We start from the raw sequence: 8,364 nt of genomic DNA, 5'->3' as shown, positions 1-8,364 counted from the left end.
GCTACCACATTGATCCTTGTGGGTTGAAAGATATTTTTATCGTTGAATCATTTGTTGGGAGAGAAATATGGTGAAATTATTATTTGCTTTGAGCATAAGCATCTTTGCTTCGTTGGGCTATGCGGCGGAAAAAGCGATGCCTGAGGAAGCAATGAGCAAGTGTGACTCTGATGCGAAGTATGCCAATTGGCAAGTAACAAAAATAACTGCTGATGTGCATCAGGCTCTTAATCGCTTCATGCAAAATATCAACTCTTCCTCGCCACTTAAAAAGGTTCTAGAGGTCCGTGCTTTAAATGAGGATGGCCGATATATCGCGTTAGAGGTGGAATTGAAGAATGGTGAGGTTTGGCATGGAACAATTCACCATAACCCTCGCGGTGATTATTTGATTGATAGTATTCCTCAACAAGGGAAGCTCTGCCCATAAATTTGAGGCTAAGTCAGGAACAAATAGCGTTCTGTAATTAGCCCGTAAATGGAAATTTACGGGCTCATTTGTTTCTAATGTGTTTGTTTATGCTCGTTGCGAGGTTTTAAATTCCGCTACGGCATGATCCATTTCACACGCTTGTTCAGCAACCTTATCAACTTCAACCAAACAGTGTTTCGCTGATTGAGTGTTGCCATCCGAAATCGTATTGAGTTCGCTAATCGAATCACTCACTTGCACCATTACGGCGCCTTGCTCTTCAATCGCCGAAGCGATGCGTTCGGAGTTGGCTTGAATGTTGTTCATATCCGAGAGGATTTGTTGCAAGCTTTGATCTAACTGCTCAGAGCCATTCAAGGTATGTTGCCCTTGTTGGTTACACTGGTCGATATCACTTATTACGGTACTCATTTGTGCTTGAATTGCGTTGACTACGTTAGTGATTTCAGTGGTCGATTGGTGTGTACGACTTGCAAGCGCACGTACTTCATCAGCCACCACGGCAAAGCCTCGGCCTTGTTCACCCGCTCGCGCGGCTTCAATCGCTGCGTTCAAAGCCAGTAAGTTGGTTTGCTCGGCAATTTCTTGAATGATGTTTACCGCATCGCCTATTTTAGCGACATGATGGTTTAGTGATCCGATTGAAGTTTGGCTATTGGCCAGACGTTCAGAGAGTTGGGTAATGTTAGAAACGGTATCGACCACCACCTTACGCCCCTTATCCGCATTTTCCGATGCTTGTTGAACGCCTTCAACCGCGACCGAGGTGCTCTCCGAGATTTCGCTAATCGTTGAGACCATCTCTTGGACTGAAATTGCCATGCTTGAGGTGTGATCTGCTTGTACTTGGAATTGCTGAATAACCGATTCCAGTTCATTGTGCATGTTGGTTGTACTGGTATAGAGCTGATGAGATTTGGTTTGTGAACCGGAAATTAGTGTTTCAAGTTTTTCTAATAATTCATCGAAGTAACGGCTTAATATGACCAATTCGTCGTTACCTTGCAGTTTTGCACGCAAGGAAACGTCATTGGTATCAACGATGTTGCGAATCACGACAAGCAGTGAATTGATTTTGGATATGATGGTTCGTGCTATCTGGGCAATAAACACCAAAATAATCGTTGCGATAATGAGGCTAACAGAGTGTTTGAGTAAAGTTTGGCGCTCAATTGCTTGATTGGTTTCTTCCGTCAGTGCTGATGAGAAACTATCAAACTGCTGTTCAATAGCGTGTGAGGCTGATCGTGTTTGTCCTAACAGGCCTTGATTATACATAAGACCAATAACTTGTTTTTGTTTCGCTAGCGCAGTCGCGGATGCCAAGATATCGCTTGCTTGAGCGGGAAGAAGCTCAGGCTTGATGATGCCTTGTTGTACTTGATCGTCAAAGGCAATCAAATTAACTAACTCTGCCACAGAAAGCTTGGATTTATAATCATATAAAGCGTGGTTATATTGACCTCGCAGCCCTTGCTCTTCATTTAGACCTAAAGTCTCATATGCTGTAGTGAGCTGTGCAAAGGCGCTTTGATAGGTTCGTATCCCATCTTTCAGTTCACGACTGCTGACAAGCCCGCGATCGGACAAAATGATGGAAAGCTGTGATTCTAAATCGAGAAATGTTTCAAGATTACCGTTAAACTTGTTGAGATACTTTAGGTCACTGCGTAGCAAAAAATCTTTTTCATTGCGTCGAAGGTTAAGCAGCTGGATCTCAAGATCTTTGGTCAGTTGATTCGCTTGAGTCAGTTGTCGGGTAGTGTCTGCAAAATGGACCGTTGTTAACAGTAATGTTGCAATTCCCAAAATGGCGATAGCGCCTAATAAATAGAGCTTAGTTTTAATTTTCATAAAGACTTCCGAAGATTACTACGTTTATTTTCGTTGGGCTTATTATGCTGTTATCACTATTTTTAAACGCGATTATATAAAAATAGTGATATTCCTAATTATCTGGTTAGAAGAAGAAAGTAAACATTATGTTGGAAAAGTACGAGCAATACCAAGGATTTATATTTGATATGGATGGCACGTTGCTTGATAGCATGCCAGAGCATCTAAATGCATGGGAAATAACTGCAAAGAAGTTTGGTTTTCCATTTTCACGAGATTGGCTAAATGGTTTAGGTGGAATGCCAAGCTACAAGATTGTCGCTGAAATCAATCGTGAATTTGATTTGCAATTGGATGCTCAAGAAATTGCTCGATTTAAGATGGCGACATTTGATGAGATAGCAACGGATATCGAGATAATTGAGTGTACAAACAAAGTATTACAAGCCTATGCAGGTAAAAAACCTATCGCGATAGGGACGGGGAGCCAGCGTGTATTAGCAGAGCGTCTACTTTGCCTTTCAGGTCTATTTAATAAAGTGGATGTATTAGTATCGGCCAATGAGGTTGAAGCGCATAAACCTAATCCAGACACTTTTCTCAAGGCGGCAAAGCTATTAAACCTCAAACCAAGTGCTTGTGTGGTATTTGAAGACACTGAATTAGGTAAAAAAGCGGCCCATGCGGCTAAGATGGATTGCTATATGGTTGAGGGGAACAAATTAGTATTTTATCCATATATTACGAACGATTAAAACCAAGCTGTGAAAACCAAGCATTGATAGGTATGTAAAAATAAGGCCGCTAGTTTAGCGGCCTTATTTAATTGAATTATTTATCTAATTGAATTGTTTATCTATCCCAGTATGCTTCTTCTAAGCTGTCTTCGCGCTCTGGAAGTGCACGAGAAAGACGAGGAGAGTGTTGGGTCAACACTTCATAGCTTACTCGGTTTGCATATTTACAAATTTGCGATAGTGAAGAATACGTCAGGTAGCTATGATCATGCTTCGCTGAATTAGGCACGGTAACTTCATGGAAACTGTTCGCCGCCATGTCATGCAGAAGTGCAGATAGGGCTGCATCGCCAGCACCGTTGGTGTTTTTAATCTCCATTGGGCCGCCAAGGTAAGGGCCAATATGAGAATACACTTTAACCGCTTCATCACAATCTTGCTTACGCATAGCACGGCTAAACTCAAAGCGGTTGTATTCCGCAATTGTGCTATGCAGAATTGGATGTTCTGTTTCACGTGCCACGCTCTCATCGCTATAACCAGCCATGTAAAGACCGTTAGGGCCCGCGGTACAAAGAACAAGATCGACCCACTCTAATGCACGATTTGCTGCTTGAAGAGGATCGCTAAATCCAGTCAGTGCTTGACCTTCTTCTTCATTCATCGCTACAACCGTGATGTTTTCTTTTAAGTACTCTTGCCACCATTCTGCGTTGCCTTCGATTACCCACTTAGTACCTAGGGTTAGTACCACTGGCACATTTTTAGACTTGGCAATCTCAATCGCTCGAGCGACTGCTTTTGGCATCGGGTCTTCAGGTTTACCACGCATCAAATATGAAGAGACAACCAGTGCCGATGCTTTGTCGAAAACATCATCAGGGATACTTTCTGGCTGCAGCTTGTTCATGTGGCCTTCGTTGATGGCAAAAGTGCGCTCGCCATCTTCCGTGATCAAGGTGTAACAACGACCGATAGGACCTTCAACCGTTTGCAAGTGGTTAAGGTTCATTCGCGCTGAAGTTCGGCATAAATAACGATAAGCGAAAGAGCCTACTTCGATGTTACGTGACATTACGCCAAGTAAAACCGACTTGCTGTCTGCTAACACGGAGTAGTTGTGTAGCGTATTACCAATTGTATCACCAGGGTATTGGTGAGAAATCAGTTCGCGATCAACAAGTTCGCGGTATAACGCATCAGCTTGGCTTTCTTCAAGAACGAGAGAGTGACCTTTACTCAAATTGTATTTGGACAAAAACTCGTCATCGACGCGAGCTTCAATATCGACAATAGTTTGTCCCACGCCAACAATAATTGGGCGGTAGAGTTTTGATGGTTGCTTCGCCTGATTGATCAAAGGATCACGAGCATGTGTCGGAAAGTAGTGCTGAGATTTACGCTGGCCAGGAAACTTCATCATTTAAAGGGAGTAGGAAATTTTCTGCATCATATCACATTAATGAAGATATTCTTTCATTTAGGTGACATTAAAGTGCCAACCGAGAGCGATTGGCACTTTTTTAATCTATTTCTCAGGAGTATAGGAGCCGTAAGCTTTTGTTCCCCACAAAGGCACGGTTGAGAGGCTGTGCTTGAAGCTGCCCTCAGTCTCTTTGGTCGTGTAAGACAAATAAAGCAGTGTCTGATTTTCAGCATCATAGATGCGTCTAACTTTCATTGTTTTGAAAAAGATGCTTTTAGATTGTTTGAATACCACCTCGCCAGAGGCGCTTTTATCGATAGACGCGATCATTTCTGGAGTAATGTCACCAGTCTGACGACATGATATCGAGCTATCGCTTGGGTCTGCGAGTGAAAAATTTGCTTCTATAGAGGCGATATGACAGGTGACGCCTGGTATTTTGTCGTCATCTAAGTGGGAGATCTTAATATCCTTCATCGTAAAGATACCTAGACTGACATCACCTACTTCGCCACTGTCACAGCCTGCCAGAGCCGCACTAGCTAGCAAAACGACGGAAATTTTTTTCAACATTATTCAATTCCATTGTTCGATTTTTGTAAAGTTTAACATATTCATTGTCTGGTCAGTGATGAAGATTCACAACATTTCTTGAGTTGAAGTGGTTTATTGCTTGTATTCGGGAAGGGTGCTGATTAAGCTCAGCATAGAAACATTAGGTACGGCTAATAAATTATGACAATAGAACATTTTGCTATCGCAGAGATTAAAAACAACTGGCTTTACGCACAAGTTGACGTTGAGTTTCCTACCAAAGAAAGTCTAGTTGGTCGTGATCTTTACCAAGCAAAAATAGAGCACAAGCAATATCAAATTTTGGAAACAGCAACGCTAGATTCTGCAAGAGACTCATTTGCTGCGGAAGACATCTATCTGGTTGATTTTCACCGCCTCACAGTCATGTTCGCACTGCTGTATTCTAAGCAGTGGTCATCGGACGAAGATCAGCAAATGATGATTGAGTTTTTGACTCAAATTATTTATTCCGAACCTTGTGAATTGTACATCGGTTTCCAGAATGGAGAACCGATAACGACGGCCATTTTAACGCGTAGTAGCGAACAAGTCTTAGTGTCCGATATCACTGTGGCTGATGGCAGCAGCGAAACTAAAATGAACTTTGTTAAATCACTCCTTACTAAGTGTGCAATTACTGTAGGTAATGGTGATGTAGTTCTTGAAATCTGATGCTTATCTAAGCCTTTATTGATGGCTGTGTTATTCTTGTCTTATCAATGAGTAGACATTTAGAATTCCGTGGCCTATCTATTTCGAACTTTGTTATTAGTTGTAGCTTGCGTGACGTCGTCGTCTTCGCTGGCAAATCAATGGCAATACAAGAACGTTTTGGTCCTACATTCTTACTCGCCGTCGTATCAGTGGACAGCGGATTTTCAAGCTGGCATCGAGCAGGCGATTGAAAAATCCAATACCAAACTGAAACTCTCCTTAGAATACTTAGATACTAAGCGCGTCTATAACGATACTTACTACAGTGAGTTTATTCGTTACTTTAAGACTAAGTATCAACACCATCAATTTGATGCCATCTTAGTTACGGATGATAATGCGCTTGAGCTTATTAACCAGTGGCCTGACAACCCCTTCATGGGATTGCCAATCATTGCGGCTGGAATTAACAATCAAGCTGCGACGTTGTCGACCGTAACCAGCGACTATCGCATCATTTTTGAACGTGACGAAATAGAAAAGACTGTCGAGCTGATAATGCGGGCTCGACCGAACTTACAGCGCTTGTACTACATCTCGGATCGCAGCACAACATCGCAATATGTGCGTGAAAAAGCACTAGAGGTTCTAGCGCGTAATACCAGTGTCGAAGTGATAGAGATTCGCGATATACCTCTGGCGCGAGTCGGTGAAGTGTTGAAGGGTATAAGTCCAGACGATGCAGTGATTTTGACTCACTATAATACCGACATTGAGCGAGGTATTTATCATCGTTATCAGTATGTCGCACAAGAGATAGCTTTAAATAGTCCAGCTCCTGTATTCGTTTTTTGGGAGTTTTATATCACGGATGGTGTTTTTGGCGGTTATGTCAATCGCTCAGAGCAAGTTGGTCGGGAAATGTTAGTCGCTCTGGATGAATTCATCCCGCTGAATTTCTCTGAGCAAGTTGCTGTGGGTAACGCCAGCCGACCTGTTGTTGATTTTAATGCACTTGAACGATTTAGCATTGATGAGAGTAGTTTGCCTCAAAACACGCTCATACTTAATCAACCAGTGAGCTTTCTCAAATCTAACTGGCAAGTGCTCAGCATTGCAGCCTCGATCATTTTTTGCATGGCGCTGGTGATAATCACTCAAGCTGTCACTATTCGGCAAAAGCGTGAATTAAACAAACAGAATAAAAAAATAGTCCAGTTACAGAAAAAAACGTTGAAAACACAAAAAGATATGATCGTCGTACTCGGCGAAGCGATCGAAACTCGATCTGGGGAAACGGGTAATCACGTTAAGCGTGTTGCGCAGTTATCATCTCATTTAGCTCGTTTATATGGTTTAACGCATCGTGAAGTAGAATTAATTGAGATCATTAGTCCAATGCATGACGTCGGCAAAATTGCCATTCCAGAGTCAATTCTTGAAAAGCCGGGAAGGCTTGATAGTGCTGAATGGGAAATAATGCAGACGCATACCTCGTATGGTTATAAATTATTGAATGCGAGCAATGGCGAAGTGTTCCATCTCGCCGCTACGGTAGCGCATGAGCATCATGAGCGTTGGGATGGGCTTGGTTACCCTAACGGCTTGTCAGGTGAAGATATTCATATCTTTTCTCGTATCACCGCGATTGCAGATGTGTTTGACGCTTTGCTCAGTGAGCGTTGCTATAAGCAGGCATGGAGTTTAGATGAGGTCGTCGCGCATTTTACTCGCGAAAATGGAGCGCAATTTGATCCCACCTTAACCACCATTTTACTCAATAATTTGGATCAATTTGTCGCTATCCGTAATACTTACCCGGATAAAAGCGAATAGCGTTATACAGCATCAACGATACAGAGGGTGACCTAGCCTAAGTTTTTTATCATCGTTTGGTTAAAATCGGTCATTTTGTTAAGTCAAACCTGTCACAATTTCATAATCGACATACTATTTTAGAGACTAAAAATAACGTAGAAGAGGGGATTCGTTATGGATCAAACCTTGTGTGTCATCTTTGATTGTGAAGGGACACTTGTCGATAGTGAAATCTTGTGTTGCCGTGCTTTGTCATTGGTGTTTGGGGAATTTGGTGCGGAGTTGTCAGTTGAGCAAGCGATGTCGTATTTTGTTGGCGGCAAGCTGGCCGATATCCTAAACGACACTCAACGTCGACTGGGGATTAATGTGTCATTGGATGTATTGGAACCTTTGTATCGCAAGACATTAAAGCAGCTTTTTGAGCAAGAACTTAAACCAATGGAAGGGGTTGTCGAAACCTTAACGGCTCTCGACAGTAAAGGTATAAGTTACTGTGTCGCCTCGAACGGCCCGAAAGATAAAACCATTCATGCACTGGAACTCACGGGGTTAGATGGTTACTTCAAAGGTAAAGTGTTTTCGGCATTTGATACCAATAGCTGGAAACCCGAACCCGATTTGATTCTTTACAGCGCAATGAGCATGGGATTTCGAGTTAATGAGTGTCTGTACGTTGATGATACGCCTAAAGGGCTTGAAGCGGGCGTTAAAGCTGGGATGAGAACGATACAGCTTGAAGGGATTAATCGACGTTCCTACCCTGGAACGCTTGCGACAATTCATCGACTTGCTGAGCTAAATGCGTATATATAAAAAAAGCGACGGACGGTTACGTTACGTTAGTTTAGTTAGTTAGTTTAGTTACGTTAAGTAAGTAAGTT

8 protein-coding genes are annotated in these 8,364 nt (G+C 42.4%); 5 read left to right on the top strand and 3 right to left on the bottom strand.

Annotated features, from left to right (window positions below; genetic code table 11):
• Nucleotides 1–67: 67 nt before the first annotated feature.
• Nucleotides 68–430 carry a hypothetical protein gene (locus RH86_RS05350; protein ID WP_009385409.1) on the top strand — a complete coding sequence of 121 codons (363 nt, stop codon included), beginning with the start codon at nt 68–70 and terminating at the stop codon, nt 428–430.
• Between the two features lie 87 nt (nt 431–517).
• On the opposite strand, the gene RH86_RS05345 is transcribed toward RH86_RS05350, so the two are convergent.
• Nucleotides 518–2,287 (bottom strand): methyl-accepting chemotaxis protein, encoded by a 1,770-nt coding sequence (locus tag RH86_RS05345; RefSeq protein WP_009385408.1) that lies wholly within the window; start codon nt 2,285–2,287, stop codon nt 518–520.
• Nucleotides 2,288–2,415: 128 nt separating this feature from the next.
• Between RH86_RS05345 and RH86_RS05340 the strand changes: the two genes are divergently transcribed.
• Nucleotides 2,416–3,024 carry a beta-phosphoglucomutase family hydrolase gene (locus tag RH86_RS05340; RefSeq protein WP_009385407.1) on the top strand — a complete coding sequence of 203 codons (609 nt, stop codon included), beginning with the start codon at nt 2,416–2,418 and terminating at the stop codon, nt 3,022–3,024.
• 97 nt (nt 3,025–3,121) lie between these two features.
• On the opposite strand, the gene RH86_RS05335 is transcribed toward RH86_RS05340, so the two are convergent.
• Nucleotides 3,122–4,426, bottom strand: coding sequence for an inosine/guanosine kinase (locus RH86_RS05335; RefSeq protein WP_009385406.1), 1,305 nt, complete (start codon nt 4,424–4,426; stop codon nt 3,122–3,124).
• Nucleotides 4,427–4,534: 108 nt separating this feature from the next.
• Nucleotides 4,535–5,005 carry a CreA family protein gene (locus RH86_RS05330; RefSeq protein WP_009385405.1) on the bottom strand — a complete coding sequence of 157 codons (471 nt, stop codon included), beginning with the start codon at nt 5,003–5,005 and terminating at the stop codon, nt 4,535–4,537.
• A gap of 162 nt (nt 5,006–5,167) precedes the next feature.
• On the opposite strand from RH86_RS05330, the gene RH86_RS05325 reads away from it, so the two are divergent.
• The 3 genes from RH86_RS05325 to RH86_RS05315 all read left to right on the top strand — a co-directional run bounded on the left by RH86_RS05325 (nt 5,168) and on the right by RH86_RS05315 (nt 8,296).
• Entirely contained in the window at nt 5,168–5,680 is a 513-nt protein-coding gene (locus RH86_RS05325; RefSeq protein ID WP_009385403.1) for a hypothetical protein, read from the top strand.
• Between the two features lie 111 nt (nt 5,681–5,791).
• The gene (locus RH86_RS05320; protein ID WP_083823363.1) at nt 5,792–7,498 is read left to right on the top strand and encodes an HD domain-containing phosphohydrolase; all 1,707 of its coding nucleotides are present in this window, start codon (nt 5,792–5,794) and stop codon (nt 7,496–7,498) included.
• A 156-nt stretch (nt 7,499–7,654) separates the two neighbouring features.
• Nucleotides 7,655–8,296, top strand: a complete 642-nt coding sequence (locus tag RH86_RS05315; protein WP_009385400.1) for an HAD-IA family hydrolase — start codon at nt 7,655–7,657, stop codon at nt 8,294–8,296.
• The last annotated feature ends 68 nt before the right edge of the window (nt 8,297–8,364 follow it).

This window comes from Vibrio sp. N418, from assembly GCF_000222565.1.
Taxonomy (GTDB): domain Bacteria; phylum Pseudomonadota; class Gammaproteobacteria; order Enterobacterales; family Vibrionaceae; genus Vibrio; species Vibrio scophthalmi.
The sequence above is the reverse complement of the archived record's forward strand: the minus strand, read 5'-3'. Positions and strand labels throughout refer to the sequence as shown.